Raw genomic sequence first — 25,170 nt, 5'->3', positions numbered from 1 at the left:
TCTCAGGGGTGCCCGTCGGCGGCGAACGCCGCGACCAGGCCGTGCGGCGCGGCGGGGCCGAACATGAGCTCGTAGAGCTCGCTGCCGTCGGTCGCGGCGGCCTCGCCGCGGGGGAACAGGGCCCGCTCGTAGTCCGCGAGCGCCGACTCGACGTCGGTGGCCCGGGCGAGCGCGAGACCCAGTTCCGCCCCGTCCTGCATGGCGATGTTGGCGCCCTCGCCGTTCGGGGGCGCCAGATGGGCGGCGTCCCCGACCAGCGTCACGCCGGGAACGCGCTCCCACCGGTGCCCGATCGGCAAGGTGTTCAGCGGACGGACGACGGGGTCGGTGTCGGACTCGGTGATCAGGGCGGTGAGCTCCGGCGCCCAGCCCGCGAACTCGGCAGCGACACGGGCGAGCGAGGCGTCCGCGAACCACTCCTGCGGCCTGGACAGGGCGACGTAGGCGTGCAGGGTCTCGCCCGCCTCCCGGTGCGCCTGGATGCCCTTCCCCGGCTCGGGCGCCATCAGCGACCCCCCGCCGACCGCCGCGGCCGCGGCGGGATGGCGGGTGTCGCCGTCGTGGAGCCAGGTCTCGACGAACGTCGTGCCCGAGTACGTCGGGGTGGCGTCGGAGAGCAGCGGGCGCACCCGCGACCACGCGCCGTCGGCGCCGACGAGCAGGCTCGTGGTGACCGTGTCGCCGTCGGCGAAGCGCACGTCGTGGCGGCCGCCGCCGAGCGGGCGGACCCCGACGACCTTGTGGCCCCACCGCACGGTGCCCTCCGGCAGGGCGTCGAGCAGGAGACGGCGCAGGTCGGCGCGCTGCACCTCGGGGCGCCCACCGTCCCCGTCGTCGTCCTCCTCGTAGAGGACGGTGCCGTCGCGGTCGAGGATGCGCATCGCCTGCCGGCCCTCGAGGACGAGGGCTCGGAACCCTTCGGTCAGCTGCGCCGCCGCGAGCGCCGGCTGCCCGCTGTCGGCGTGGATGTCGAGCATCCCGCCCTGGGCGCGCGAGGTCGGTGAGGGTTCGGCCTCGTGGACCGTGACCGGGATGTCGTGGACGGCCAGGACGCGGGCGAGCACCAGCCCGCCGAGGCCGGCTCCGATGATCGTGACGGGGGTGTCCATGGCGTCTCCTCCGAGTGTTTGGAACGACGTTCCAACGTCGGATCAAGCTTGGAACGCCATTCCATCCGTGTCAAGATGACGCCGTGTCCTCCCCGTCACGCCGGCGCACCGAGGCGCTCTCCCGCGAGCGCATCGTCGACGCCGCCGTCGCCCTGCTCGACGAGGCGGGCGAGGGTGGGCTGACGTTCCGCGCGCTGTCGCAGGCGCTGGCGACCGGCCCCGGCGCGATCTACCACCACGTGGCGAACAAGGAGGAGCTGCTCGCCGCGGCGACGGACGCGGTCGTCGCCGGGACCCTGGCCGGCGAGCCCGAGGGGAGTCCCCGGGACAACGTCCGCGCCCTGGCGCTCGGCCTCTTCGACGCGATCGACGAGCACCCCTGGGTGGCGGGCGGGCTCACCGCGAGCTCGTGGCAGGCGACGTCACCGCGGATCTTCGAGAGGGTCGGGCGGCAGGTCCGCGACCTCGGCGTGCCGCAGGATCGCTGGTTCACGGTGACCTCGGTGCTCATGCAGTACATCCTCGGCGCCGCCGCCCAGAACGCCGCGAACGCGCGCATCCTGGGGCCCGACGTCGACCGCGACGAGTTCCTCGGGGCCGTGTCGACGACCTGGGAGGAGCTCGACGCCGACGAGTACTCCTTCACCCGCACCGTCGCCGACCAGATGCGCTCCCACGACGACCGCGAGCAGTTCCTCGAGGGGATCGACCTGGTGCTGGCGGGCATCGGCACGACCGTTCCCGGCACGGGAACGACGTGATGCCCGCCTCCCCGTCGCGCTCCTAGCGTCGGTGCCATGCAGCGCAGCACCGACCGCGTCCTGACGACCCACGTCGGCAGCCTCGCCCGTCCCGAGGCCCTGCTCGACACGATGCGGGAGAAGGAGCACGGGCGCCCCTACGACGCCGACCTCTTCGCCCGGCAGGTGACCGACGCCGTCGCCGACGTCGTCGCGCGCCAGCGCGAGACCGGCATCGACGTCGTCACCGACGGCGAGATGGGCAAGGTCAGCTTCGCGACCTACGTCCAGCGCCGGCTCGACGGCTTCTCGCCCGACTCCGGCGAGCGCCTCCTCCCGCCGTCCTGGCAGGTCGAGATCGACGCGTTCCCGGAGTACTACGAGGGCTACCTCGGCAAGTACTCGAAGACCGTGGCACCGATGCAGAGCGTCGCCTGCGTCGGGCCCGTCAGCTACACGGGCCACGAGGAGCTGCAGACCGACCTCGCCAACCTGCACAAGGCGCTGGCCGGCGTGTCCGGGGTGGTCGAGGCGTTCATGCCGTCGACCTCGCCGCGCGGCTTCGGGCGCAACGAGTACTACGCGAGCGACCGCGAGTACTACGAGGCCGTCGGGGAGGCGCTGCGCGAGGAGTACCTGGCGATCGTCGACGCCGGTTTCCTGCTGCAGATCGACGACCCGTGGCTCATCGAGATCCTCTCCGACCCCACCCTGGAGCCCGCCGAGCGCGACCGCACCGCGCGCGAGCACGCCGAGATCGTCAACCACAGCCTGCGCGACATCCCGACCGAGAAGATCCGGCTGCACACCTGCTACGGGCTCAACCACGGACCGCGGATCCACGACATCGGCATGGGCGAGGTCGCCCCGTCCATGCTCCGCATCCGCGCCGGCGCCTACTCGTTCGAGGTGGCCAACCCGCGCCACATGCACGAGTGGACGATCTGGCAGGACCTCCCGCTGCCCGAGGGCTCGGTGCTCATCCCGGGCCTGCTCGGACACGCGCAGAACTACGTCGAACACCCGGAGCTGATCGCCGACATGATCGGCTGGTACGCCTCGGCGGTCGGGCGGGAGAACGTCATCGCCGGCGCCGACTGCGGGTTCTCCTCGCGCGCGAGCTACGCGCCCGAGGTGCACCCGACGGTGGTGTGGGAGAAGTTCCGGGCGCTCTCGCAGGGTGCGGAGATCGCGACCCGGCGCCTCTGGGGCTGAGTGCCCGGAAAGGGGAGGCGGGGTCCGCGGACGTCCCCCCGGAGCCCGCAGGCCCCGCCTCCCCCTCCCGCCGCGCGCCCGGCCGCAGGGCCCGGGCGAGCGCGAGGACGTCCGAGCGACCCCCTCCGGTCCCCCGACGACCGTCGTCCCGCCCTCGTGACAGAGCCTCGCCGACCGCGCGCGACCCGCACATCAGAAGAATTGACTAGCCCGCCGGGCGGCGTGCGTACGCCGCTGGACGGACCGATCCGCCCGGCCTAGCGTCCTCGGACGTGCCAGCTCCGGGGGTGTCGGGAGCGGGGGACGCGGGCGCTTCCCTGGTCGCCGCTGCTCCCCCGCCCTGGCGTGCCGGCGACGCGGCCGTCCTCGGCCGCTGCTGGGACCGCGCCCGCACCTCCGGCGCGCTCACCGTCGTCCTCACCGGCGACGCCGGCGCGGGCAAGACGCGTCTCGTGCGCGGCCTGGCCGAGCGCGCCGAGGCCGACGGCGGGGTCGTCGTCACCGGCGCCGCGGTCGACGTCGGCGAGCAGCTCCCGCTCTGGCCGATCGCGACGGGTCTGCGCCGCCTGCTGCGCGCCCCCGACGCCGCAGCCGACACGGCGCCCGGCCTGGCGCCGCCCGCCGTGCTCGCCGCGCGCGCCGCCCTGGACCCGTGGCGCGAGGAGCTCGCCCCGCTGCTCGACCCCGGACCCGGCGCGGTGCCGCCGTCGGGCGGGCACCTGCTGGAGCTCGTGCGCCGGGTGCTCGTCGCGCTCGCCGCGCAGGCGCCCGTGCTCGTCGTCATCGACGATCTCCACTGGGCCGACCGCACCACCCGCGAGCTCGTCGTCTTCCTCGTCGCGCACCTCGCCGACGAGCCGGTGCTGCTCGTCGCCACGGCACGCTCGGAGGCGCTCGACGTCACCCATCCCCTGCGGCGGATGCTGCCCGAGCTCGCACGCGACCGCGCCGTCCGCACCGTCGAGCTCGCGCCCCTGCCCCGCAGCGTCGTCGAGGGGATCGTGCGCGACACCGGCGGCGATCCCGCGCTGACCGAGCTGGTGTGGCGGCGCTCGGGCGGCAACCCGTTCATCGTCGCCGAGACCCTCGCCGCGGTCGCCGACGGCGCCGCCGACGGGCTCTCGCCCGGGCTGCGGGGGCTCGTGCTCGGTCGGCTCTCGGGACTGCGCCAGCTCGCCCAGACCGTCGTGGCCGCGCTCGCGCTCGGCGAGGAACCGGTGCCGCACCACCTGCTGGCCGAGGTCGTGCGCACCGACGAGGACGACCTGCTCGCGGCGCTGCGCGAGGCCGCCGAGGCGGCGATGGTCGTCGTCGACCCGCAGGTCGAGGGCTACGCGCTGCGTCACGGGCTCATGCGCGACGTCGTCGCCGACGAGCTGATGCCGGGCGAGCGGCGGGGGCTGCACCGGCGCTATGCCCTGGCCTACGACAGCGTCCTCGGCGGTGACGGCGGCGGTGACAGCGGCGCCGGGCTCGACCCGGCCGGGACGCTGCGCCGGGCGCACCACTGGGCGCGGGCGGACGACCCCGAGCGCGCGCTGCCGGCGGTGGTGCGCGCGGCGCACGTGGCCGAGCAGATGCACGAGTTCGGCACGGCCCACCGTCAGTGGATGGCGGCGCTCGCGCTCGCCGCGGCACGCTCCGCGCCCCCGGCGGCACGGCTGCTCCCCCACCACCACCCGCCGGCGCTGCCCCCGGCGGGCGCGGACGACGACGCCGGCGTCCTGCTGGCCCACGCCGCCGACACCGCCCGCCTCGCGGGTGAGTACGACGCCGCCGTCGACCTGCTGCGCCGCCTCGTGCCCGACCCCGCCGCCGCGGGGAGCGCCGAGCTGCCCGCGGTGGTGCGGCTCGGGCGCTCGTTGCTCGACGCGGGGCGGACCGGCGACGCGGTGGCCGTGCTGCACGACGCCGGGCGGGCCGCGGACCGGGTCGGGCTCGCGAGCCAGGACCCGGCGCTCGCCGCCGTGCACGCGGCGCACGCCGATGCGCTGCTCGTCACCGGCGACGTGCGCGGGGCGCGCCGGGAGGCCGAGCGGGCGCTCGCGGTGTCCCGCCGGCAGGGCGAGCACGCCGAGCAGGCGCCGATCCTCGCCACGCTCGGCTTCGCGCTGGCCTACCTCGAGAACCCCGACGCCGGCCTCGCCGCCGTCGCCGACGGCCTCATGATCGCCGAGCGGACCGGGGACGCGTCGGCCGTCGGGCGCGCCTACCAGGCGTGGGCGGACCTGCTGTCCGGCCCGCTGGGCGAGCTGCACGAGGGCGTCGAGATCGCGCGGCAGGGCGTGGCCCGGATGCGCGACCTCGGGCTCGCCCGCTCCGCCGGGGTGCGGCTGCTCGCGACCGCGGCCAACGGCCTGTTCCGGCTGGGACGCTGGTCCGAGGCGTCCGACGCCGTCGACGAGGCCTGGGCGCTCGCCCCCACCGGCGCCGACGCGCTCGAGGTCCGGCTGGCGCGCTGCCGCCTCCAGGTCGGGCGCGGCGAGTTCGTCGAGGCCGACGAGGACCTCCGCGCGGTCGACCTCCTCGCGCTCGACGGGACGGGCGAGGAGTCGGGCGCGTCCGGCGAGGAGGCCACCGACGACGCGCCCGACCCCGACCGGCCGCCGGCGCCGCCCCGCCGCGGGACGGTGGCCTCGCGCTACCGCGTCCCGCTGCTGACCCTGCGCTCCGGCGTGGAGATGTGGCGCGGGCGGCCGGACCTGGCGCGCACGCTCGTCGCGCGGGGCCTCGACGTCGCCGAGCACACGCCCGACGACGTCTTCCTCGTCGCCCCGCTCGTCTGGCACGGGCTGCGCGCCGAGGCCGAAGCCGCCGCCCGCGGGATGGTGCTCGACCGTGCGGCGCTGGCCCGCCTGGCGCGGCACGTCGCGCACCTCGAGCGCCGGGTGCCCCACACCGTGCCCGCGCTGCGCCGCACGGTGCTCGCCTACGTGCAGATGTGCCGCGCGGAGAGCGGGCGCGCCGCCGGGGCCTCCGACCCCGCGGCCTGGGCGCAGGTCGCCGAGATGTGGGGCGCGCAGCTCAACCCTTACCCCGCGGCGTACGCGATGCTGCGCCGGGCCGAGGCGCTGCTCGCCACCGGTACCCGTCGCGGGGAGGCCGCCCGCGCGCTGCGCTCGGCCGCCGAGACCGCCACGGCGATGGGCGCCGGGCCATTCCTCGACGAGATCGCGGCCCTCGCCCGCCGCGCCCGGCTCGACGTCGCGCACGCGGGCGACGCGCCGGTGACCACCCCGGCCGGCGACCGGACGACCGCCGCCACCCGGCGCGCGCCCGAGCTCGCCGCCCTCACCTCCCGCGAGCACGAGGTGCTCGCCGTCCTCGCCGACGGCCTGTCCAACCGCGAGATCGCCCACCGCCTCTACATCAGCGAGCGCACGGTCGCCGTGCACGTCTCCCGGGTGCTCGCCAAGACCGGGACCCGCTCGCGCACCCAGGCGGCCGCGCTGCTCCAGCGCGTCCGTGCCCGTCCCTCCGGCTCCGAGCGAGGTTCCCGTGCCTGAATCGATCGCCGACAACCGCCGCCGGCTGCGCGCGCTGGCCGAGCAGAAGCCGACCGAGGTCGAGCAGGTCGTCACCGTACTCGCGGACATCGCGGAGACCGCCTCGGCGCTGGAGCGCGGGAAGGCGGACGGGATCGCCTGCTTCAGCCGGCTCTACCACCGGATCACCGCGGACGTCCTCGACGCGTACGAGAAGGGCCAGCTGTTCCACTGCGGGAAGTTCATCTACGAGCTCGACCTGGCCTTCGCGCAGCGCTACCTCGACGCCCTCCGCGACTGGCTCGACGAGGGGTCGGACGCACCGGGCTGCTGGCAGCTGCTCTTCGCGCGGCGCCAGGAGGACCTCGCCGAGTGGCGCTTCGCGGTCGCCGGGGTCAACGCCCACGTGAACTTCGACCTCGCGTTCGCGCTCCTCGACGTGTGGCAGGAGCACGACACGCCGCTGGCCACCACGGCGGACCAGTACGAGGACTACGTCGCGATCAACACGATCTTCCACAACCGCATGGACGAGCTGTGCGAGGACAACAAGGTGCCGTGGACCGACTGGGGGGCGATCGCGCCGGACGGCGGCATCATCGACCGCATCGGCAACCTCGTCGGCGACGTGCTGGTGCGGGGGACCCGCGACTTCGCGTGGACGCACGCGGAACGGTGGTACCCGCACCGGAAGACGGACGGCTACCGCGTCGGCCCGACGGCCATGCTCGACGTGACCGCCACGAAGCTCGCCCAGATCTTCATCTGACGTAGCCTCGGTCGGTGCCCCGCCGCAGTCCGCCGCTCCCGCCGCGCGACGGGCTCGACCCGGCGCGGGTGCGGATGCCCGACGACGGGCCGTGGGCGACGCTGCGCGACCACCTCGTCGACCGGCTGCCGGTCCCGCCGGCGCGCGTCGACGCGATGCTCGCGGAAGGCCGGATCGTCGACCACGACGGACCGCTCGCGCCGGACGCGCCGTTCGTGCCCCGGTCGGTGATCTGGTTCCACCGCGACCTGCCCGACGAGGCGCCGGTCCCGTTCGACGTGGCCGTCGTGCACCGCGACGACGAGATCGTCGTCGTCGACAAGCCGCACTTCCTGGCGACCATCCCGCGGGGGCGCCACGTCCGCGAGACCGCGCTCGTGCGCCTGCGCCACGAGCTGGGCCTGCCGATGCTGAGCCCGGCGCACCGCCTGGACCGCGTGACCGCCGGCCTCGTGCTGTTCGTCGTCGACCCGTCCCGGCGCGGGACCTACCAGAACCTGTTCCGCGACCGGCGCGTCGCGAAGGTCTACGAGGCGATCGCGCCGCACGACCCGTCGGTCGACCTGCCGCGGGTGGTGCGCAGCCGGATCGTCAAGGAGCGGGGGGTCGTGACCGCGCACGAGGTGCCCGGCGAACCGAACGCGGAGACGCTGGTGGAGCTGGTCGAGGCCCGCGACGGCGTGGCTCGCTACCGGCTCACCCCGCACACCGGGCGCACCCACCAGCTGCGGGTCCACATGGCGTCCCTCGGTCTGCCCCTGCTCGGTGACCCCTTCTACCCGCAGGTGCGCGACGTGCCGCTCGACGACTTCCGCGCCCCGCTGCAGCTCCTCGCCCGCGAGCTCGCGTTCCCCGACCCGCACACCGGCCGGGAGCGTCGCTTCACGAGCCGCCGGACGCTGCAGGCATGGGACGACCCCGCGGGCTGGGCCCACGGACCGACCTCAGGAGGCGCGTGACCGACACCGACCCCCTCATCGTCAGCGCGCTGCTCGACGAGGAGACCCAGGCGGAGCTCGACGCGCAGCGACGACGCCTCTTCCCGTCGCGACGACTCGTCGTCGGGGCGCACCTGACGCTCTTCCACGCCCTCCCGGGCGCCCGGGCGGACGAGGTCGTCACGGTGCTGGAACAGCTCGCGCAGCGCCCGCCGATCGAGGCCCGCGTGCGGGCGCCGTTCGCGCTCGGGCGAGGCGTGGCCTACCGGATCGAGGCGCCGGGGCTCGACACCGTCCACGCGGCGGTCGCCCGGCGCTTCGCCGACGACCTCACCCGGCAGGACGCCCGGCGACCGCACCACCACGTCACGGTCCAGAACAAGGTCGACGGCGAGACCGCGAAGGCGACGCTCGCCGAGCTCGTGGCCTCGCACTCCCCGTACCCCGCCACCGTGGTCGGGCTCGCGCTGTGGCGCTACCGCGGCGGACCGTGGGAGGCCGCGGGCGAGTTCCCGTTCCGTGGCTGAGGCCGGGAGCGCCGAGCCCGTCCCCCTCGCCGGGGACGGGTCCGGGCTGTCGCGCGGAGGCTCAGAAGTACGTCTTGCGGCCACCCACACCACGGCCGACGGCGCCCAGGATCGTCAGCACGAGGCCGACGACGGCGAGGATCGCGCCGATCGTGTAGAGGATCGAGATGCCGGTGATGGCTCCGATGATGATGAGGATGACGCCGAGAATGATCACTGCTGCTCCTTGGTCAGGAAGGGCCCCTCGGGGTGGGACAGCCTGGTACCCCGCCCGATGACGCAAGACACTCGGCAACCGGACCATTCCTGGGTCGTCCATTCGCGCCACACGGCGTACACCGGGCGGACACTCCGTGTCGACGTGGAGGACGTGACGGCCCCGGCCGGGGACCGCTTCGACCACGAGCGGGTGGTGCTGCCCCGGGTGGCGGTGGCCCTGGTCCTCGACGCCGACGACCGCGTGCTCGTCCTGCGCACCCATCGCCACGTCGTGGACCAGGAAGGGTGGGAGCTGCCGGGCGGGGTCGTCGAGCCCGGCGAGGACCCGCAGGAGGCCGCCGCCCGGGAGGCCGCCGAGGAGACCGGCCGCCGTCCCGCGGGCCCGGGCCGCACGCTCGTCTCCTGGGAGCCGCTGCCGGGGATGGTCGTCTCGCCGATGTCGGTGCACGTGTGGACCGGCAGCGAGCCCGGCGACGTCCCCCTCGACCCCTACGAGCCCGGCCGGGCCCGCTGGATGCCCTTCGCCGAGGCGGTGGACCTCGCCCTGGCGGGCGAGCTGCTCGGCACCGGCTCGCTCGTCGGCGTGCTGGCCCTGCACGCGGAGCGCACCCGCTGACGGGCCTGGTTCGCCGGTCCCGGGATCCGAACGAACGGCGCTCTCGCTGCTACCGAAGCAGCGAAAGCGCCGTTCGTTCCTCGCGAGGTGCCGCCGATCGGCCCAGCGACCAGCCGGCGAACCCGGCGGGCGTCAGTCCGTCTGGACCGTCAGGCCCCAGCCGGTGAGCTGACCCTGGTCGATGCCGACGGCGTCGACGACCTGGAGCCGCCACTCGCCGCCGGCCTCCTGCCCGACGAGCGGGGCCAGCGGGCTGCCGGGGGTGGTGCTGTCGAGGTTGATCTGCAGGCCGGGGTTCTGGCGGCTGCAGTCCTGTGGGTCGGCCAGCGTCACCGCGGTACCCTGCGGCGAGACGAGGGCGACGGTGAGGTCGCAGGTGTAGGGGTGGGTGATCGACGCCTCGACGTGGACGTTCTGCACCTGGCCCGAGCCGTCGAGCGTGATCACGTCCGTGACGCCGGTCGGGCTCGCGTCGGGGATGGCGACGCTGGTGCCGGACACCCCGATGAGCGTCCCACCGCCCGAGAACAGCAGCACCGCGCCGACGATCCCGGCCACGAGGACGAGCGCGACGCCGCCGACGAGCCAGCCGATCCAGCCGCGCTTGCGGGGCGCGGGCGGCGGGCCGTAGCCGGCGCCGGGCAGCGCGCCCGTCGGGGGCTGGCCGGGCGGGCCGTAGCCCGGGGCCGGGTAGGCGCCGTACCCCGGCTGGCCGTAGGGGGCCTGGCCGTAGCTCCCCTGGTCGTACACCGGTTGCCCGTACCCGGGCGGCGCCGCCGCGGGTTGACCCCCGTACGCGCCCGGGTCGTAGGTCGGCGCGTACGCCGTGGGCTGGGCCGAGGCCGGGACCTGACCGACCTGACCGACGACCGAGGTCGGCTGCGAGGACTGCTCGCCCTCGCCGGCGGGGGAGGAACCGAACGGCGGGAGGACGGTGCTCATGGGGTGCTCCGGAGGGTGAGCGGACGGCTGTTTCGACGCACAGTAATCAGAGCGCCGAGCCCACGGTCAGTAGTTCACTCTTCTGGCGCAGTGATGACTTCGTTGCGTGAGTGACATGGGTCGCTGCCGCTAAAAGCTTTGACGTCCTACTATTTGCCGGAGAGCCCCCACGGACTGCGAGGAAGCATGACGGACGAGCTGTACGTCCCGACCCACCCGATCCGCTTCGTCACCGCGGCGAGCCTCTTCGACGGCCACGACGCGGCGATCAACATCATGCGGCGGATCCTCCAGCGCCAGGGTGCGGAGGTCGTGCACCTGGGCCACAACCGGTCGGTCGACGAGGTCGTCACCGCCGCGATCCAGGAGGACGCCCACGGCATCGCGATCAGCTCGTACCAGGGTGGGCACGTCGAGTACTTCTCGTACCTGGTCGACCTGCTGCGCGAGCGCGGGGCCGGGCACGTGAAGGTCTACGGCGGCGGTGGCGGCGTCATCGTCCAGGACGAGATCGACCGGCTGCACGCCCACGGCGTCGCCCACATCTTCTCCCCCACCGACGGTCAGCGCATGGGCCTGCCCGGGATGATCAACACGATGATCCGGGCATGCGACGTCGACCTCGGCGCCGAGCCGCCCTCGAGCTGGGACGGGGTCTTCACCGGCGAGCCCGCGACGCTCGCCCGCGCGCTGTCGGTCGCCGAGGCGGGCGCGCTGCCCGACGAGGTCCGCGAGCGCGCGGCGGCGGCCGTCGAGGGGAAGTCGGTGCCGGTCCTCGGCATCACGGGCACCGGTGGATCGGGCAAGTCGTCGCTGACCGACGAGCTGGTGCGCCGCTTCCGGCTCGACCAGGAGGACAAGCTCCGGATCGCGGTGCTCGCCGTCGACCCGTCGCGGCGCAAGGGCGGCGGCGCGCTGCTCGGCGACCGCATCCGCATGAACTCCCTCGGCGGGGCGCAGGTCTACTTCCGCTCGATGTCGTCGCGCGGCGGCGGGGGCACGCTGCCCGAGCACCTCGGCGACGCGATCCTGCTCCTGCGCGCCTCGGGCGCCGACCTCGTCATCGTCGAGACCCCCGGCATCGGCCAGGGCGACGCCGGCATCGTCGACCACGTCGACTCCTCCCTCTACGTCATGACGCCCGAGTTCGGCGCCGCGTCGCAGCTCGAGAAGATCGACATGCTGGACTTCGCCGACGCCGTCGCGATCAACAAGTTCGAACGGCGCGGGGCCGACGACGCCCGGCGTGACGTCGCGCGCCAGCTCGTCCGCAACCGCGACGCGTTCGGCGCCTCGTGGGAGGACATGCCGGTCTTCGGCACCAGCGCGGCGACCTTCCACGACGACGGCGTCACCGCGCTCTACGGCCACCTGCGCTCCCTGCTCGGCGAGCACGGGCTCACCGTCGGCGACGGTCGCCTGACGATCCCGGACTCCAAGGTCTCCACCGACTTCGCCGCGTCGATCCCGCCGGAGCGGGCCCGCTACCTCGCCGACGTCGCCGGCACGGTGCGCGGCTACCACGAGGAGACGTCCTCGATGGTCACGGCCGCCCGCCGGCGCGCGGCGCTGCGGACCGCCACGGAGGCCCTCGGCGACCGTGAGGCCGGCGCGCTGCCCGAGGTCCTCGCCGAGGCCGAGCGCGACCTGCCGGGCGAGGCCGCGGCGCTGATCGACGGCTGGGCCGACACCGTGGAGGCCTACGCCGGCGACGAGATGGTCGTGCACGTGCGCGACAAGGAACTGCGCACCCAGCTGACCCGCGAGACGCTCTCGGGCAGCAAGGTCCACCGCGTCGCGCTGCCGTCGTTCACCGCCGACGAGGAGGTCCTGCGCTTCCTGCGCCGGGAGAACCTGCCGGGGCACTTCCCGTTCACCGCCGGCGTCTTCTCCTTCAAGCGCGAGGGCGAGGACCCCGCGCGCATGTTCGCCGGCGAGGGCGACGCGTTCCGCACCAACCGGCGGTTCCACTACCTCTCGCAGGACTCGCCGGCGAAGCGCCTCTCGACGGCGTTCGACTCGGTGACGCTCTACGGCCACGACCCGGCGACGCCGCCGGACGTGTACGGCAAGGTCGGCACCTCCGGGGTGTCGATCGCGTCGCTCGACGACATGAAGGTGCTCTACTCGGGCTTCGACCTGACCTCGCCGACGACCTCGGTGTCGATGACGATCAACGGCCCGGCGCCGGCGATCCTCGCCTACTTCCTCAACACCGCGGTCGACCAGCAGGTGGACGCCTTCCGCGAGGAGAAGGGCCGCGAGCCGGGCGAGGAGGAGCGGGCCGAGCTGGCCGCGCACGCCTACCGGAACGTGCGCGGCACGGTGCAGGCCGACATCCTCAAGGAGGACCAGGGCCAGAACACCTGCATCTTCTCCACCGAGTTCTCGCTGCGGATGATGGCCGACATCCAGGAGTGGTTCATCCGCCACGAGGTGCGCAACTTCTACTCGGTGTCGATCTCCGGCTACCACATCGCCGAGGCCGGGGCGAACCCCATCAGCCAGCTCGCGTTCACGCTCGCGAACGGCTTCACCTACGTCGAGTCCTACCTCGCGCGCGGGATGGACATCGACGACTTCGCGCCCAACCTCTCGTTCTTCTTCTCCAACGGGATGGACGCCGAGTACTCCGTGATCGGCCGGGTCGCGCGCCGCATCTGGGCCGTCGCGATGCGGGAGCGCTACGGCGCGAACGAGCGCAGCCAGAAGCTGAAGTACCACGTGCAGACCTCGGGCCGGTCGCTGCACGCGCAGGAGATGAACTTCAACGACATCCGCACGACGCTGCAGGCGCTGTGCGCGCTCTACGACAACGCGAACTCCCTGCACACGAACGCCTACGACGAGGCCGTCACCACCCCGTCGCAGGAGTCGGTGCGCCGCGCGCTGGCGATCCAGCTGATCATCAACCGCGAGTGGGGCCTCTCGATGAACGAGAACCCGCTGCAGGGCTCGTTCGTCATCGACGAGCTCACCGACCTCGTCGAGGAGGCCGTGCTCCAGGAGTTCGACTCGATCGCCGAGCGCGGCGGCGTGCTGGGCGCGATGGAGACCGGCTACCAGCGCGGCAAGATCCAGGACGAGTCGATGCTCTACGAGTCGCGCAAGCACGACGGCTCGCTGCCGATCGTCGGCGTCAACACCTTCCTGCCGCCCGACGACGCCGGGTCCGACGGCCACGAGCTCGAGCTCTCCCGCGGGACCGAGGACGAGAAGAAGGGCCAGCTCGAGCGGGTCGCCGATTTCCAGGCGCGGCACGCCGACACCGCCCCCGAGGCCCTGCGCCGGCTGCAGGACGCGGCGACCTCGGGCGAGAACGTCTTCGACGAGCTCATGGCCGCGGCCCGTGTCTGCACGCTCGGTCAGCTCACGGACGCGTTCTTCGAGGTGGGCGGGCAGTACCGCCGCAGCATGTGACGGTCAGCGGCGGCCGAACCAGGGACCGCACTCCGGGCGGTACAGGAACGCGACGAGCGCGACGGCGAGGCCGGCGGCGAGGACCGCCGGCACCGTCGTCGTCGCGTCCCCGCTCGGGAGCACCGGGAAGAGCGCGAGCACGGTCAGCACGCTGAGCCCCGTCATCGTCACGCGCGCCCAGTCCCGCCCGGCCCACATCCTCGCGGTGAGCCACAGCCACACGCCGTTGCCGACGAGGAAGAACGCGACGGGCAACGTCTCCGCGATGCCCTGCGCCGTGCTGCCGTCCGTCGTGATCCCGCCCCGGCCGTAGAGCACGTCGGCGATCCCGGAGAGCGCCGACGAGTCGTTCATCAGCAGGACGAGCCCGAGCAGCGACACCGGGACCTGGAGCAGGGCGACGACGAGAGCCCGACCCAGCGCGGGTGGTCGGGGCACCGGGCGGGGCGGGACCGACGGTGATCGACCCTCGCGGCGGGGCGTGGGCATGGGACCGGGAACCGTGGAGAAGGGCATGAGCGGAACGTAACGCTCAGTGAAGATCAAAGGGGCTTCTGCCCGGATTCGGCCAGAGAATCGCCAAGGATCGTCACTGCGGGTGCCTACGCCAGTGCGGCCAGCTGCTCGTCCAGGGCCGCGACGAGGCGGTCGACGCCCTCCTCGCCGCCGAGGATCGCCGTGTCCGCCCGCACCCCGAGGCGCACGCGGCCGGCGTAGGACAGGATCGAGACACCCAGGGCCAGGTGCCCCGAACACGGCACCCAGAACAGGGCGTCGCGCACCCGCGTCCCGGCGATCGTCAGCGGCGCCACCGGACCGGGCACGTTCGAGATGATCACCGACGACGTCGTGGCGTAGCGGGCCACGAGCGCGCGGGTCCAGGGCGCGGGGCCGTGGCCCGACCCGGCGATGCCGGCGAAGGTGGCGAGGGCCTGGTCGGTGCGCTTGATCGTCTCCATCGCGGCGTGGACCCGCTCGACCCGCCGTTCGGGGTCGGGCTCGTCGGTCGGCAGCGGCGGCAGCACGAGCCCGACCTCGTTGCCGAGCTCGTCGGAGATCGGGCGGTCGAGCGGGCGCATGTTGATCGGCATCACCGCCCGCAGGCGCGGGACGTCGTCCCCGAGCACCGATCGCAGCGCCCCGGCGATCGCCGCGCACAGCACGTCGTTGACGCTCCCGCCGGACGCCTTGCCGGCCGCCTTGACGGTCTCCAGCGGCACCATCGACGTCCAGCGCGCCGACTTGGCGACCCCCGGCTCCCCCTGCAGCGCCGACGGCGGGTCCTGGGGCGGGCGGGCGAGCATCGCGGATGACGTCCGCACGGCCCGGCCGGTGGCACGCAGCTCCGCGGCACCCTCGCTGGTGCCCGCCGCCCGCACCTTCGCCCGCAGGTCCGCCACGCGCCGGCGCGCCTCCCGGTGCAGCAGGCGCCAGTCGTGGGCCCGCCGCGGCCGCCGCGGCGGCTCGGCGTACGCCGCCGGTGTCCCCTCCGCGGCCGGGTCGTCGCCGAGGACGTGGAACAGGTGGTTGAGCGCGACACCGTCGGCGAGGCCGTGGTGGATGTTGACGAGCAGCGCCGAGCCGCCCGCGTAGCCCGACACCACGTGCAGCGACCACCACGGCCGGTCCGCGGGCAGCGGCTGCGACATGACGCTCCCCACGTGCCGGGCCAGGGCGGCGTCGTCACCCGGTGCCCCGAGCTCGACGGCTCGGACGTGGTGCGTGAGATCCGGCGGGGCGTCGACCCACCGGGCCGGGCCGAGCTGCCCCACCGGCCACGTCGGGCGCTGCCGCAGGCCGGGATAGGCCGCCACCCAGCGGTCCCGGACGCGCTCCCGGAGCACCTCGATGTCGACCGGCTCCTCACAGAAGAGGATCCCGTGCACCACCATCCGGTTGGTCGGCTGCTCGAGCTGCAGCCACGCGGTGTCGATCCCCGATGCCCATCGGTCCACTGGTCGTGTGCCTCCGCTCACGGTGTGATGGCGGTACCGACGGTATCGGACACCATTCCGGCGCTTCCTGCGGCACCCTGGAGGCATGAACGTCGTCGACGACGAGGGCCGCCGCCTCGCGCTCCCCGCGACCATCGGCCGTGTGGTCAGCCTCGTCCCGTCGCTCACCGAGGCGATCGGGGTCACCGAGCCCGGGCTGCTGGTGGGCGCGACCGACTGGTGCACCCATCCCGACGACCTCGACGAGCACGGGGTCACCCGTGTGCGGGGCACCAAGAACCCCGACATCGAGACGATCGTCGCGCTGGAGCCGGACCTCGTGCTGGCCAACGCCGAGGAGAACAAGCCCGACGAGCTCGAGAAGCTGCGCGCGGCCGGGCTCGCGGTGTACGTCACCGACATCCGCACCGTCGACGGCGCCCTGCGCTCGCTCGAGCGGATGCTCGCGGCGTGCGGGCTCGAGCGCCCGGCGTGGATCGACGGGGCGCGGGCGGCGTGGGACGCGCTTCCCCTGCCCGACAGCCCCCGCCGCGCGGTGGTGCCGATCTGGCGCAAGCCGTGGATGGCGGTCGGCTCGGACACGTTCACCGGCTCGGTGCTGGCGCGCCTCGGCGTCGAGAACGTCCTCGACGACAGCGAGGAGCGCTACCCGCGCTTCGACCCGGCCGACCTGCCCCCGCACGACCTCGTCGTGCTCCCCGACGAGCCCTACCGCTTCACCGCCGAGGACGGGCCGGAGGCGTTCGACGCCCCGTCGGCGCTGGTCAGCGGGCGGTTGCTCACGTGGTACGGCCCCAGCCTGCTCGAGGCGGCGCGGACGCTGCCGGCGGCCCTCGCGGCGGCGGCTGTCCGGGCGGCGGCGCGCTGACTCAGGAGGCGGCCGCGTGCCGCACCTCGTCGTGGGAGCCCTCCACGTCGATGCGGGCGAGCGCGCCGGCGAGACGGCCGATCTTCTCGGGCTGCGCGCCGTAGCGGGCGAGGTCCTCGGCGCTCTCCCCGAGCCCGAGCGCGGCGGCCGCCCGCAGGGCCCGGTCGTCGGCGAACGGCGCGACCTCGTCCCAGAGCACCTGCACCTCGCGCAGGAACACGTCGGCGACGGCGTCGTCCACCCCGGGCAGGTCGGTGAGCAGCGCGCGCTCCCGGTCGGGGTCCTGCCCGGCCTTCTCGCGCAGCGCGCGCAGGTCGCCGCCCCAGGTCTCCACGAGCGCCGTCGCGAGGCCGACCAGCGTGGCCGCGGCGCCGGAGGCGCTGTCGTCGCCGTCGCCGCGGTCGACACCCTCGACCGCGGCACCGAGCTCCCCGGCGACGTCCCGCTCGCTCGCGGCGGCGAGGTCGGTGGCGGTGTGCCAGCGGTTGGCGACCTCGTGCGCCGCACGGGCGGCCTCGCGGGCCTCGCCCCGCGGGGCGACGACGACCGCCGCGACGAGCAGCCCGAACAGGCTGGCGGGGTTGTTGGTGCGGCCCAGCCCGATCTCCTCGGCGAACCCCCGGCCCTCCCGCGCGAGCACCGCGCGGGCGGTCAGCTTCTGCTCTTCACGCAGCGTGTCGTCCATGGACGCGCGGCTACCCGAACTCAGGTCGTCGTGACGCCCCCGTCGACCGTGAGCGTGGTGCCCGTGACATAGGACCCGGCGTCGGAGGCGAGGAACACCAGGGCCGCGGCGAGCTCCTCGGGATCGCCGATCCGCCCCGTCAGCACCCGCGGCATCATCTTCTCCAGGTAGCCCTCCTGGTAGCTGTCGGTCATCTCCGAGGTGAAGAAGCCCGGAGCGAGGGCATTGACCCGGATGCCCTTGCGCGGCGTCCACTGCTGCGCGAGATCGCGGGAGAGACCGATGACCCCGGCCTTCGACGACGCGTACGCGGCCTGCGGCAACGCCGCGGTGGTCAGCGCGAGGATGCTGGAGACGTTGACGATCGACCCGCCGTCGGTCATGTGGCGCACCGCGGCCTGGGCCATCCAGTAGCTGCCGTTGAGGTTGATGTCGATGACCTCGCGGAACTGCTCCGGGGTCTCCTTGGTGGCGGGGTAGGCGGTGCCGATGCCGGCGTTGTTGACGAGGACGTCGAGGCGGCCGAACTCGTCCATCGCGGCGTCCGCCAGCGCGCGGCAGTCCTCGGGCGACGAGACGTCGGTGCGCACGGTGACGCAGCGGCGGCCGCGCTCCTCCACGGCCTTCCGCGTGTCCTCCAGCTTCTCGGTGCGCCGCGCCCCGAGGACGACGTCGGCGCCGGCCTCGGCGAGCGCGGTGGCGAACACCACGCCCAGGCCGGAGGACGCGCCGGTGATCACGGCGACGCGGTCGTCGAGGCGGAAGCGATCGAGGATGCCCATGGTCACAGGACCGTAGGCCACGTCCGCTCCCTAGGCTCGGGCGGTGATCTGCGGGTGAGCGGGGTGCTGGAGGGCTTCCTCGTCATCGGCGTGGTGGTCGCCGTCGGGGTGCTGGTCGGCCGGCTCGGCCTCCTGCCCGAGGGGGCGACCGAGACGCTCTCGCGCACGGCGTTCTTCGTGGCCAGCCCCGCGCTGCTCTTCGTCACGCTGCTGCGCGCCGACGTGGCGCGGGTGCTGTCGACGGGCCTGGTCGTCACCGCGCTGGCGGCCGTCGCGGTGTGCCTGCTCTACGTCCCGGTCGGCGTGCTGCGGCGCCGGCCGCGGGGCGAGACGGTGGTCGGGTCGATGGCGAGCGGCTACCTCAACGCCGGCAACCTCGGCATCCCGATCGCCACCTACGCCCTCGGCAGCGCTGCCGAGATCGCCCCGTCGCTGATCTTCCAGCTCGCGGTGCTGACGCCGGCATACACGACGCTGCTCGACGTGGTCGCGGCCCGCCGGCGCGGCGAGGACCCCGGGCTCGGCGGCGCGCTGCTGGCGCCGCTGCGCAACCCGCTGCTGCTGGCGACGGTCGCGGGCCTGCTGCTCAACGTGGCCGGGGTGCACGTGCCGGAGAGCCTGCTCCAGCCCGTCGAACTGCTCGCCGACCTCGCCGTGCCGGCGATGCTCCTGGCGTTCGGGCTCTCCCTGGCGCACGCCCAGCGGCCCGGGCGCGACGACGACCCGGTGTGCCTGGGCGCGGTGATCGTGCTCAAGAACGTCGTGCACCCGGTGCTGGCGTGGCTGATCGGGTCGGCGTTCGGACTGACCGGTCCGGCGCTGCTCGCGGTGGTGGTGAGCGCGGCACTGCCGACGGCGCAGAACGTCTTCGGCTACGCGGTGCGCTTCGCCACGGGTGTGCCGCTGGCCCGGGACGCCGCGCTGCTGACGACCGTCGTGAGCGTCCCGGTGCTGCTGGTCGTTGCGCTGTGAGGCGTGACCTGCGCTACGCCGAACGGTTGAGCGACCCGCCGCCGGGCAAGCCACCGGAGCATGTCCGGAGTGCTGCAGGGCTTCCTCGTCATCGGCGTCGCGATCGCGCTCGGCTACGTGCTGGGGCGCCGGGGCGTGCTGGGCGAGAACGCGACCAACGTGCTCTCCCGCGCCGCGTTCTTCGTCGCCACCCCGGCGCTGCTGTTCCACACGCTCGCCGACGCCGAACCCGGCGAGATCTTCTCGTGGTCCCTGGTCATCGTCGGCGTCACGGCGGCGCTCGTGTGCGTGCTGTTCGTCCCGGCCGCCCGGTGGCGTGGCCGCGACCCGATGGAGACGACCGTCGGGTCCATGGCCGCCGGCTACGTCAACGCCGGCAACCTGGGGCTGCCGATCGCCATCTACGCGCTGGACGGCGCCGCGGCCGTCGCCCCGGCGCTAATCTTCCAGCTCGCGCTGCTCACGCCGGTGTTCACGACGGTGCTCGACGTGCAGTGCGCGCGGGCGGAGGGCAGGCGCCCGTCGTACCTCTGGACGGTCACCGCGCCCGCGCGGAACCCCCTGGCCATCGCCACCACGCTCGGCGTCGTCGTCGCGCTGACGGGCGTGGAGCTGCCGGAGGCCGTCACGGCGCCGGTCGAGATGATCGGCGACTTCGCCGTGCCGGCCATGTTGTTCGCCTTCGGCATCTCGCTGGTCTCGGCCCACCGGCCGGGGCGTGACGAGGACCCCGTGGTGCTGGGTGCGGTGGTGCTGCTGAAGAACCTCGTGCAGCCGGCGCTGGCCCTCGGGTTCGCCCTGCTGGTGGGGGTCGACGGCGACGAGCTGCTCGCCGTCGTGGTCATGGCCGCGCTGCCGACCGCGCAGAACGTCTTCGGGTACGCGGTGCGCTACGGCGCCGGCACGAGCCTGGCGCGCGACAGCGCGCTCGTCTCGACCGTCGCGAGCATCCCGGTGCTGCTGGGCGTCTTCGGGGTGGCCGCCCTGATGTGAGCGAACTTTGGTGCTATAGCCCCGAAGTTCGCTCACATACTCCGTTAGGCCGGCACCAGTTCGCGTTCGGGTGCCTCGACGGCGGCCAACCGGCGGCGGCCCCGGACCTCCAGGCCCCCGGACAGCATGAGGACCGCCAGTCCGACGACGGCGAGCGTGGCGCCGACGATCGTCGGGGCGAGGTAGCCGAGGCCCGCGGCGATGACCATCCCGCCCAGCCAGGCGCCGAGCGAGTTGGCGATGTTCGACGCCGACTGGATCGCCGCCGAGGCCATCGTGGGGGCGTCGCCGACGAGGTCGAGGATGCGGGTCTGGATCGCCGGGCCCAGGGCCAGCGAGAACATGCCCGCCCCGAAGAGCGACAGGATCGCCAGCACCGGGTGGTGCACGGTCACCACGAAGCTCACGAGCACGCCGGCCAGCGCGAGCAGGCAGACGTAGAGGGTGGCCATGGGGGCCCGGTCGGCGGCGCGCCCGCCGAGCACCGAGCCCGCGGTCATGCCGAGCCCGACCACCGCGAGCAGCACCGTCACCGTCGCGGTGGAGAAGCCGCCGACCTCGGTGAGCATCGGCGTCACGTAGCTGTAGCAGGCGAACATCGCGCCGAAGCCGAACACCACCGCCGCCAGCGAGAGCACCACCTGCGGGTGGCGCAGTGTCGCGACCTCGCTGCGCAGCGCGCCCTTCCCGGTGGCGGCGGGCGCGGCGGCGGGGACGAACGCGGCGATGCCGGCCACGGCGACGAGACCGATCACGCCGACGACGCCGAAGGTGGCGCGCCAGCCGGCCGCCTGGCCGAGCAGCGTGCCGAGCGGCACGCCGACCACGTTGGCGATCGTGAGGCCCAGGAAGACCCGCGAGACGGCGGTGGCGCGGCGGTCGCGGCCGACCATGCCGGCGGCGGCCACGGAGGCGGCGCCGAAGAACGCGCCGTGCGGCAGCCCGGTGAGGAAGCGGACCGCCATCAGCGAGTGGATCTCCGGGGCGATCGCGGAGAGCAGGTTGCCGACCGCGAACACGGCCATCAGCGCCATGAGCACGGTGCGCCGGGGCAGCTTCACGGTGGCGCCGGCGAGCAGGGGCGCGCCGACGACGACGCCGGCGGCGTACGCGGAGATCAGGTGGCCGGCCTCGGAGACCGGGACACCCAGGGCGTCGGCGACCTCGGGCAGCAGGCCCATGATCACGAATTCGGTGGTGCCGATGCCGAAGGTGCCCAGGGCGAGGGCGAGCAGGGCCAGAGGCACGGGGAGCTCCTCGGGGACGTGACAGCAGGACGAGTGGTCTTCATCCGACGTCGTCTACCGTCCGAGCCCAGGCGCCATAAGTCGAAGAAGCTGAGCGCGATACTGCATAAGCTGAGCTGATGCCGACGCTGCGCCAGCTCGAGTCGTTCGTCGCCGTCGTCGACGAGGGATCGTTCACGCGGGCCGCCGACCGCCTGTTCGTCACCCAGCCCGGCCTCTCGCAGCAGATCGCCGCGCTCGAGAAGGAGTCGGGCGGATCACTGTTCAGCCGCCTCCCGCGTGGGGTGGCTCTCACCCCGACGGGACGGGCGCTGCTCCCCCACGCCCGGGCGGCCGTCACGGCGGCCGAACGCGGCCACGCCGCGGCCCGTCAGGTCAGCGGCTCCGAGGGGGGCGAGCTGCGCATCGCCTGCGTCTACTCGGTGAGCCTCGGCCTGCTGCCCGGCGTGCTGCGGCGCTGGCGCTCGCAGAACCCCGACGTCACCGTGCGGCTCTTCGAGCACCGCCACGGCGACACCCTCGCCGCCGCGGTCCGCGAAGGGCAGGCCGACGTCGGGGTCGGTCCGGTCCCGGCGCAGTGGCGGGGGCGCCAGCGCGCCCTCGGCCACGAGGAGATGGTCGTGCTGCTGCCGCCCAACCTCGGCGTGGACGACGTCATGGCCCCGGCGGGCGGGGAGATCGCGCTGCGCCGCCTCGAGCACGTCCCGTGGGTCCAGTACGCCCCGGACCACGCCCTCGCCGACGTCCTGCTCGACGCCTGCGAGCAGGCGGGCTTCCGGCCGCAGGTGGCCGTGCGCACCGAGCAGACCGCGGTCGCGCCGCTGCTCACCGCGGCCGGGATCGGGCCGTCGCTGGTGCCGGCCGCGATCGTCCCGCCGGTGTTCGCCGGCACCATCGCCCGCCCGCTCCCCCGCGTCGAGCGGGAGCTCGCGGCCTACACCGGCGCCGAGCCGGACGCACTGACCAGCCGCTTCGTCGCCGACGTCGCCCGGCACGCCGTGCTCATGCCCGACCACGTCGCGGCGGCGCTGGAGGGCCCCGCCGTGCTATGACACGGGCGATCACCCTCGACCCGAGACCACGTGGAGGTCACCCCGCATGGATGCACGCCCGACGAGCGCCGTCATCGGCGGCGGGACGATGGGCGCCGGGATCGCCCACGTCCTGCTCGCCGCCGGGAGCCCGGTGACCCTCGTGGAGGCGGACGCGGACCGGGTCGACGCCTCGCGCCGCGCCGTCGAGACGAGCCTCGACGGCGCCGCGCAGCGCGGCAAGCTGCCCGAGGGCGTCGGGCGCGACGACCTGCTGGGCCGCCTGACGATGTCGACCGCCGTCGACGAGCTGCCCGGCGACACCGCGCTGGTCGTCGAGGCCGTGCCCGAACGCGTCGACATCAAGCAGGCCGTGCTCGGCGGGGCCGCCCGCGCCTGCCCGGCCGCGGTGCTGGCGTCGAACACCTCGTCGCTGTCCATCGGCGCGATCGCCGCCGACCTGCCCGGCGACCGCGTCATCGGCATGCACTTCTTCAACCCGGTGCCCGCGCAGAAGCTCGTCGAGCTGGTCGTGCACCCGGGGACGTCGGAGGAGACGACCGCCGAGACCCGCAGCTGGGTCGAGGCGCTCGGCAAGACCGCGATCGTCGTCAACGACGCCCCCGGTTTCGCCACCTCGCGGCTCGGCCTGACCGTCGGGCTCGAGGCGATCCGGATGGTGGAGGAGGGCGTGGCGAGCCCGGAGGACATCGACACCGGGATGCAGCTCGGCTACCGCTGGCCGATGGGTCCGCTGCGGCTCACCGACGTCGTCGGGCTCGACGTGCGCCTCGCGATCGCCGAGCACCTGTCCGGCGAGCTGGGGCCGCGGTTCACCCCGCCCCAGCTGCTGCGGGACAAGGTGGCGCGCGGCGAGCTCGGGCAGAAGTCCGGGCGCGGTTTCTACGACTGGAGCTGAGACGTGGAGCTGGGACTGGCCGGACAGGTCGCGATCGTCACCGGCGCCTCGCGCGGCATCGGGCTGTCGTGCGCGCGCGAGCTCGCCACCGAGGGCGCGCACGTCGTGCTCGTCGCGCGGGACGCGGACGCGCTGGAGACGGCGGCCGGCCGCGTGCGCTCGGCCGGGCCGGCGTCGACCGTGCTGCCGATCGCCGCGGACACCACCGACGACGCGTCGGTGCGGGCGATGGTCGCGCGGGTCGTCGACGAGCTCGGCGGGGTGGACGTGCTGGTCAACGCCGCCGCGCGACCGGCGGGCGGCGCCCCGATCCCCCCGCTGACCGAGCTCACCGACGACGCGGTGCTCTCCGAGGTCGACACCAAGGTGCTGGGCTACCTGCGCACCGCGCGCGCGGTCGCACCGCACATGACCGCCCAGGGACACGGCCGGATCGTCAACGTCTCGGGCCTCAACGCCCGCCGCACGGGGTCGATCGCGGGGACGATCCGCAACGTCGGCGTCGCCGCGCTGACCGCCAACCTCGCCGACGAGCTCGGGCCGCACGGCGTCGGCGTCGTCGTCGTGCACCCGGGTTACACCGAGACCGAGCGCACGGCCGGCATGATCGCCGACCGCGTGGCGTCGAGCGGGCTCTCGGAGGCCGAGGTGCGCGAGGAGCTGGCGAGGGGCACCAGCCTGCGGCGGATCATGACCGCGGACGAGGTCGCCGACGTCGTCGTGTTCCTCGCCTCCCCGCGCGCCGTCGCCGTCACCGGTGGGGCCGTCGCGGCCGCGGGCGGCGAGCGCGGGGTCGTGCACTACTGAGGCGCGGCCCCCGCTTCCGCAACGAACGTGCTGTTCGCTGCTTCTAGGCGCCCGAAGTCCGCGTTGATCACTGCGATTCGCGGCCCGAACCGGGCCCACACGTACGAACCGGCGCCCCCTGAACGGGGACGCCGGCTCGCATCTGGGAGGAAGTGTCAGCTCGGGACCCGCACGGTCCCGGTCGTCCCACCGACCGACTGATTGCGCTCAGCGGCGTGGAGACTGGTGTGGATCAGCTCCCGTGCGCGGTGCGGCGCCGGGACGACCGGGTCCTCGTGATGCGGTGCGGGGTGTTCCCTGCGTCCAATCCATCACCTCTTCCCGGTCATCCAACTGGGTCGTGTGCGCGGTACGGACCAACCGTCAGCTCTGTGATCGGCACCACAGCGACACCTCTGAACATACTCGCGCGACCCCGCCGGTCAAGGGGTCCGACCCTCCAGTGCCAACAGCAATCGCTTGCGTTCGACCCCGGGTCCCCCACCCGAGGGACGCCCGGCGGCGCTGACGACCCGGTGACACGGAACGAGCAGGCTGACCGGATTACGAGCGTTCGCCGTGCCGACCGCCTGCGCCGCGCGCGGCCGGCCGATCGCCGCGGCGAGGGCTCCGTAGGTCGTCACCTCGCCGTAGGGCACGTCGGCGAGCGCCCCATAGACGTCCCGCGCGAACGGCGTGCCGGGCGGGTCGACGGGCACCTCGAAGCGGCGTCGGTCACCGGCGAAGTACTCGTCGAGCTCGCCCGCGAGGTCGTCGAGCCCGCCGCACGTGCCGTCGTCCGGCACGCCGAAGGCCGGGTCGGCCCCGCGCTCCCGCTGGTCGTGGACGTGCAGGCCGGACACGGCGTCGCGGTCGGTGTCCCAGGTCAGGGTCAGCGGGCCGATGGGGCTCTCGACGACGCGGAAGCAGCGCACGCGTCCCGGTCTACCCG

Annotated in this window: 23 protein-coding genes; 14 read left to right on the top strand and 9 right to left on the bottom strand. The window is 74.2% G+C overall.

From position 1 onward, the window contains the following. Nucleotides 1-2: 2 nt before the first annotated feature. Complete coding sequence (locus WCD41_RS11680) at nt 3-1,109, bottom strand: FAD-dependent oxidoreductase (protein WP_337713599.1); 1,107 nt, start codon at nt 1,107-1,109, stop codon at nt 3-5. Nucleotides 1,110-1,192: 83 nt separating this feature from the next. Between WCD41_RS11680 and WCD41_RS11675 the strand changes: the two genes are divergently transcribed. The 6 genes from WCD41_RS11675 (at nt 1,193) to WCD41_RS11650 (ending at nt 8,783) form a co-directional block, all read left to right on the top strand. Further along, entirely contained in the window at nt 1,193-1,870 is a 678-nt protein-coding gene (locus tag WCD41_RS11675; protein WP_337713598.1) for a TetR/AcrR family transcriptional regulator, read from the top strand. A gap of 36 nt (nt 1,871-1,906) precedes the next feature. Then, on the top strand, nt 1,907-3,064 hold the full coding sequence (locus tag WCD41_RS11670) for a cobalamin-independent methionine synthase II family protein (RefSeq protein ID WP_337713597.1): 1,158 nt from the start codon (nt 1,907-1,909) through the stop codon (nt 3,062-3,064). Nucleotides 3,065-3,336: 272 nt separating this feature from the next. Continuing rightward, nucleotides 3,337-6,570 (top strand): helix-turn-helix transcriptional regulator, encoded by a 3,234-nt coding sequence (locus WCD41_RS11665; protein ID WP_337713596.1) that lies wholly within the window; start codon nt 3,337-3,339, stop codon nt 6,568-6,570. Further along, entirely contained in the window at nt 6,563-7,318 is a 756-nt protein-coding gene (locus tag WCD41_RS11660) for a DUF5995 family protein (RefSeq protein ID WP_337713595.1), read from the top strand. Before WCD41_RS11665 ends, WCD41_RS11660 begins: the two co-directional genes overlap by 8 nt. 74 nt (nt 7,319-7,392) lie before the next feature. Continuing rightward, complete coding sequence (locus WCD41_RS11655; RefSeq protein ID WP_337714202.1) at nt 7,393-8,277, top strand: RluA family pseudouridine synthase; 885 nt, start codon at nt 7,393-7,395, stop codon at nt 8,275-8,277. Then, on the top strand, nt 8,274-8,783 hold the full coding sequence (locus WCD41_RS11650; protein ID WP_337713594.1) for a 2'-5' RNA ligase family protein: 510 nt from the start codon (nt 8,274-8,276) through the stop codon (nt 8,781-8,783). Before WCD41_RS11655 ends, WCD41_RS11650 begins: the two co-directional genes overlap by 4 nt. A gap of 61 nt (nt 8,784-8,844) precedes the next feature. Here the strand turns inward: WCD41_RS11650 and WCD41_RS11645 are convergent, their stop codons facing one another. Then, nucleotides 8,845-9,000, bottom strand: a complete 156-nt coding sequence (locus WCD41_RS11645; RefSeq protein WP_274199477.1) for a hypothetical protein — start codon at nt 8,998-9,000, stop codon at nt 8,845-8,847. Nucleotides 9,001-9,144: 144 nt separating this feature from the next. Between WCD41_RS11645 and WCD41_RS11640 the strand changes: the two genes are divergently transcribed. Further along, complete coding sequence (locus WCD41_RS11640; protein ID WP_337713593.1) at nt 9,145-9,618, top strand: NUDIX domain-containing protein; 474 nt, start codon at nt 9,145-9,147, stop codon at nt 9,616-9,618. Nucleotides 9,619-9,750: 132 nt separating this feature from the next. Here the strand turns inward: WCD41_RS11640 and WCD41_RS11635 are convergent, their stop codons facing one another. Then, nucleotides 9,751-10,560: a proprotein convertase P-domain-containing protein gene (locus tag WCD41_RS11635; protein WP_337713592.1), complete on the bottom strand. Its 810-nt coding sequence runs from the start codon at nt 10,558-10,560 to the stop codon at nt 9,751-9,753. Nucleotides 10,561-10,746: 186 nt separating this feature from the next. On the opposite strand from WCD41_RS11635, the gene icmF reads away from it, so the two are divergent. Beyond that, nucleotides 10,747-13,980, top strand: a complete 3,234-nt coding sequence (gene icmF, locus WCD41_RS11630; protein WP_337713591.1) for a fused isobutyryl-CoA mutase/GTPase IcmF — start codon at nt 10,747-10,749, stop codon at nt 13,978-13,980. Nucleotides 13,981-13,983: 3 nt separating this feature from the next. Here icmF and WCD41_RS11625 read toward each other — a convergent pair whose 3' ends face one another. After that, nucleotides 13,984-14,469, bottom strand: a complete 486-nt coding sequence (locus tag WCD41_RS11625) for a hypothetical protein (protein ID WP_337713590.1) — start codon at nt 14,467-14,469, stop codon at nt 13,984-13,986. Nucleotides 14,470-14,582: 113 nt separating this feature from the next. Further along, the gene (locus WCD41_RS11620) at nt 14,583-15,935 is read right to left on the bottom strand and encodes a wax ester/triacylglycerol synthase domain-containing protein (RefSeq protein ID WP_337713589.1); all 1,353 of its coding nucleotides are present in this window, start codon (nt 15,933-15,935) and stop codon (nt 14,583-14,585) included. A gap of 85 nt (nt 15,936-16,020) precedes the next feature. On the opposite strand from WCD41_RS11620, the gene WCD41_RS11615 reads away from it, so the two are divergent. Continuing rightward, a complete protein-coding gene (locus WCD41_RS11615) occupies nt 16,021-16,803 on the top strand; it encodes a helical backbone metal receptor (protein ID WP_337713588.1) in 783 nt (260 codons plus the stop codon). Between the two features lies 1 nt (nt 16,804). Here WCD41_RS11615 and WCD41_RS11610 read toward each other — a convergent pair whose 3' ends face one another. Together WCD41_RS11610 and WCD41_RS11605 are read right to left on the bottom strand one after the other, a co-directional pair. Then, on the bottom strand, nt 16,805-17,488 hold the full coding sequence (locus tag WCD41_RS11610; RefSeq protein WP_337713587.1) for a hypothetical protein: 684 nt from the start codon (nt 17,486-17,488) through the stop codon (nt 16,805-16,807). A 20-nt stretch (nt 17,489-17,508) separates the two neighbouring features. Continuing rightward, nucleotides 17,509-18,270 carry an SDR family NAD(P)-dependent oxidoreductase gene (locus WCD41_RS11605; RefSeq protein ID WP_337713586.1) on the bottom strand — a complete coding sequence of 254 codons (762 nt, stop codon included), beginning with the start codon at nt 18,268-18,270 and terminating at the stop codon, nt 17,509-17,511. Nucleotides 18,271-18,324: 54 nt separating this feature from the next. Between WCD41_RS11605 and WCD41_RS11600 the strand changes: the two genes are divergently transcribed. Continuing rightward, nucleotides 18,325-19,242: an AEC family transporter gene (locus WCD41_RS11600; protein WP_337713585.1), complete on the top strand. Its 918-nt coding sequence runs from the start codon at nt 18,325-18,327 to the stop codon at nt 19,240-19,242. 60 nt (nt 19,243-19,302) lie between these two features. Beyond that, complete coding sequence (locus WCD41_RS11595; RefSeq protein ID WP_337713584.1) at nt 19,303-20,235, top strand: AEC family transporter; 933 nt, start codon at nt 19,303-19,305, stop codon at nt 20,233-20,235. A 44-nt stretch (nt 20,236-20,279) separates the two neighbouring features. Here WCD41_RS11595 and WCD41_RS11590 read toward each other — a convergent pair whose 3' ends face one another. Beyond that, entirely contained in the window at nt 20,280-21,482 is a 1,203-nt protein-coding gene (locus tag WCD41_RS11590) for an MFS transporter (protein ID WP_337713583.1), read from the bottom strand. Nucleotides 21,483-21,601: 119 nt separating this feature from the next. Here WCD41_RS11590 and WCD41_RS11585 point away from each other — a divergent pair, with 119 nt between their 5' ends. Genes WCD41_RS11585 through WCD41_RS11575 form a run of 3 tightly spaced genes read left to right on the top strand, consistent with a single transcriptional unit; the run spans nt 21,602 to nt 24,239 of the window. After that, entirely contained in the window at nt 21,602-22,534 is a 933-nt protein-coding gene (locus WCD41_RS11585) for a LysR family transcriptional regulator (RefSeq protein ID WP_337713582.1), read from the top strand. A gap of 46 nt (nt 22,535-22,580) precedes the next feature. Continuing rightward, nucleotides 22,581-23,432 (top strand): 3-hydroxyacyl-CoA dehydrogenase family protein, encoded by an 852-nt coding sequence (locus WCD41_RS11580; RefSeq protein ID WP_337713581.1) that lies wholly within the window; start codon nt 22,581-22,583, stop codon nt 23,430-23,432. Between the two features lie 3 nt (nt 23,433-23,435). Next, nucleotides 23,436-24,239 (top strand): SDR family NAD(P)-dependent oxidoreductase, encoded by an 804-nt coding sequence (locus WCD41_RS11575; protein WP_337713580.1) that lies wholly within the window; start codon nt 23,436-23,438, stop codon nt 24,237-24,239. 422 nt (nt 24,240-24,661) lie between these two features. Here the strand turns inward: WCD41_RS11575 and WCD41_RS11570 are convergent, their stop codons facing one another. Continuing rightward, the gene (locus WCD41_RS11570; protein ID WP_337713579.1) at nt 24,662-25,153 is read right to left on the bottom strand and encodes a methylated-DNA--[protein]-cysteine S-methyltransferase; all 492 of its coding nucleotides are present in this window, start codon (nt 25,151-25,153) and stop codon (nt 24,662-24,664) included. Nucleotides 25,154-25,170: the final 17 nt, after the last annotated feature.

It is taken from the genome of Actinomycetospora aeridis (assembly GCF_037400275.1).
GTDB classification, from domain to species: domain Bacteria; phylum Actinomycetota; class Actinomycetes; order Mycobacteriales; family Pseudonocardiaceae; genus Actinomycetospora; species Actinomycetospora aeridis.
The sequence above is the reverse complement of the archived record's forward strand: the minus strand, read 5'-3'. Positions and strand labels throughout refer to the sequence as shown.

Coding starts and splice junctions, on each gene's coding strand:
- WCD41_RS11580 (WP_337713581.1), top strand. CDS start 22,581: ATGGATGCACGCCCGACGAGCGCCGTCATCGGCGGCGGGACGATGGGC.
- icmF (WP_337713591.1), top strand. CDS start 10,747: ATGACGGACGAGCTGTACGTCCCGACCCACCCGATCCGCTTCGTCACC.
- WCD41_RS11615 (WP_337713588.1), top strand. CDS start 16,021: ATGAACGTCGTCGACGACGAGGGCCGCCGCCTCGCGCTCCCCGCGACC.
- WCD41_RS11655 (WP_337714202.1), top strand. CDS start 7,393: ATGCCCGACGACGGGCCGTGGGCGACGCTGCGCGACCACCTCGTCGAC.
- WCD41_RS11680 (WP_337713599.1), bottom strand. CDS start 1,109: ATGGACACCCCCGTCACGATCATCGGAGCCGGCCTCGGCGGGCTGGTG.
- WCD41_RS11670 (WP_337713597.1), top strand. CDS start 1,907: ATGCAGCGCAGCACCGACCGCGTCCTGACGACCCACGTCGGCAGCCTC.
- WCD41_RS11595 (WP_337713584.1), top strand. CDS start 19,303: ATGTCCGGAGTGCTGCAGGGCTTCCTCGTCATCGGCGTCGCGATCGCG.
- WCD41_RS11625 (WP_337713590.1), bottom strand. CDS start 14,469: ATGCCCACGCCCCGCCGCGAGGGTCGATCACCGTCGGTCCCGCCCCGC.
- WCD41_RS11605 (WP_337713586.1), bottom strand. CDS start 18,270: ATGGGCATCCTCGATCGCTTCCGCCTCGACGACCGCGTCGCCGTGATC.
- WCD41_RS11610 (WP_337713587.1), bottom strand. CDS start 17,488: ATGGACGACACGCTGCGTGAAGAGCAGAAGCTGACCGCCCGCGCGGTG.
- WCD41_RS11635 (WP_337713592.1), bottom strand. CDS start 10,560: ATGAGCACCGTCCTCCCGCCGTTCGGTTCCTCCCCCGCCGGCGAGGGC.
- WCD41_RS11585 (WP_337713582.1), top strand. CDS start 21,602: ATGCCGACGCTGCGCCAGCTCGAGTCGTTCGTCGCCGTCGTCGACGAG.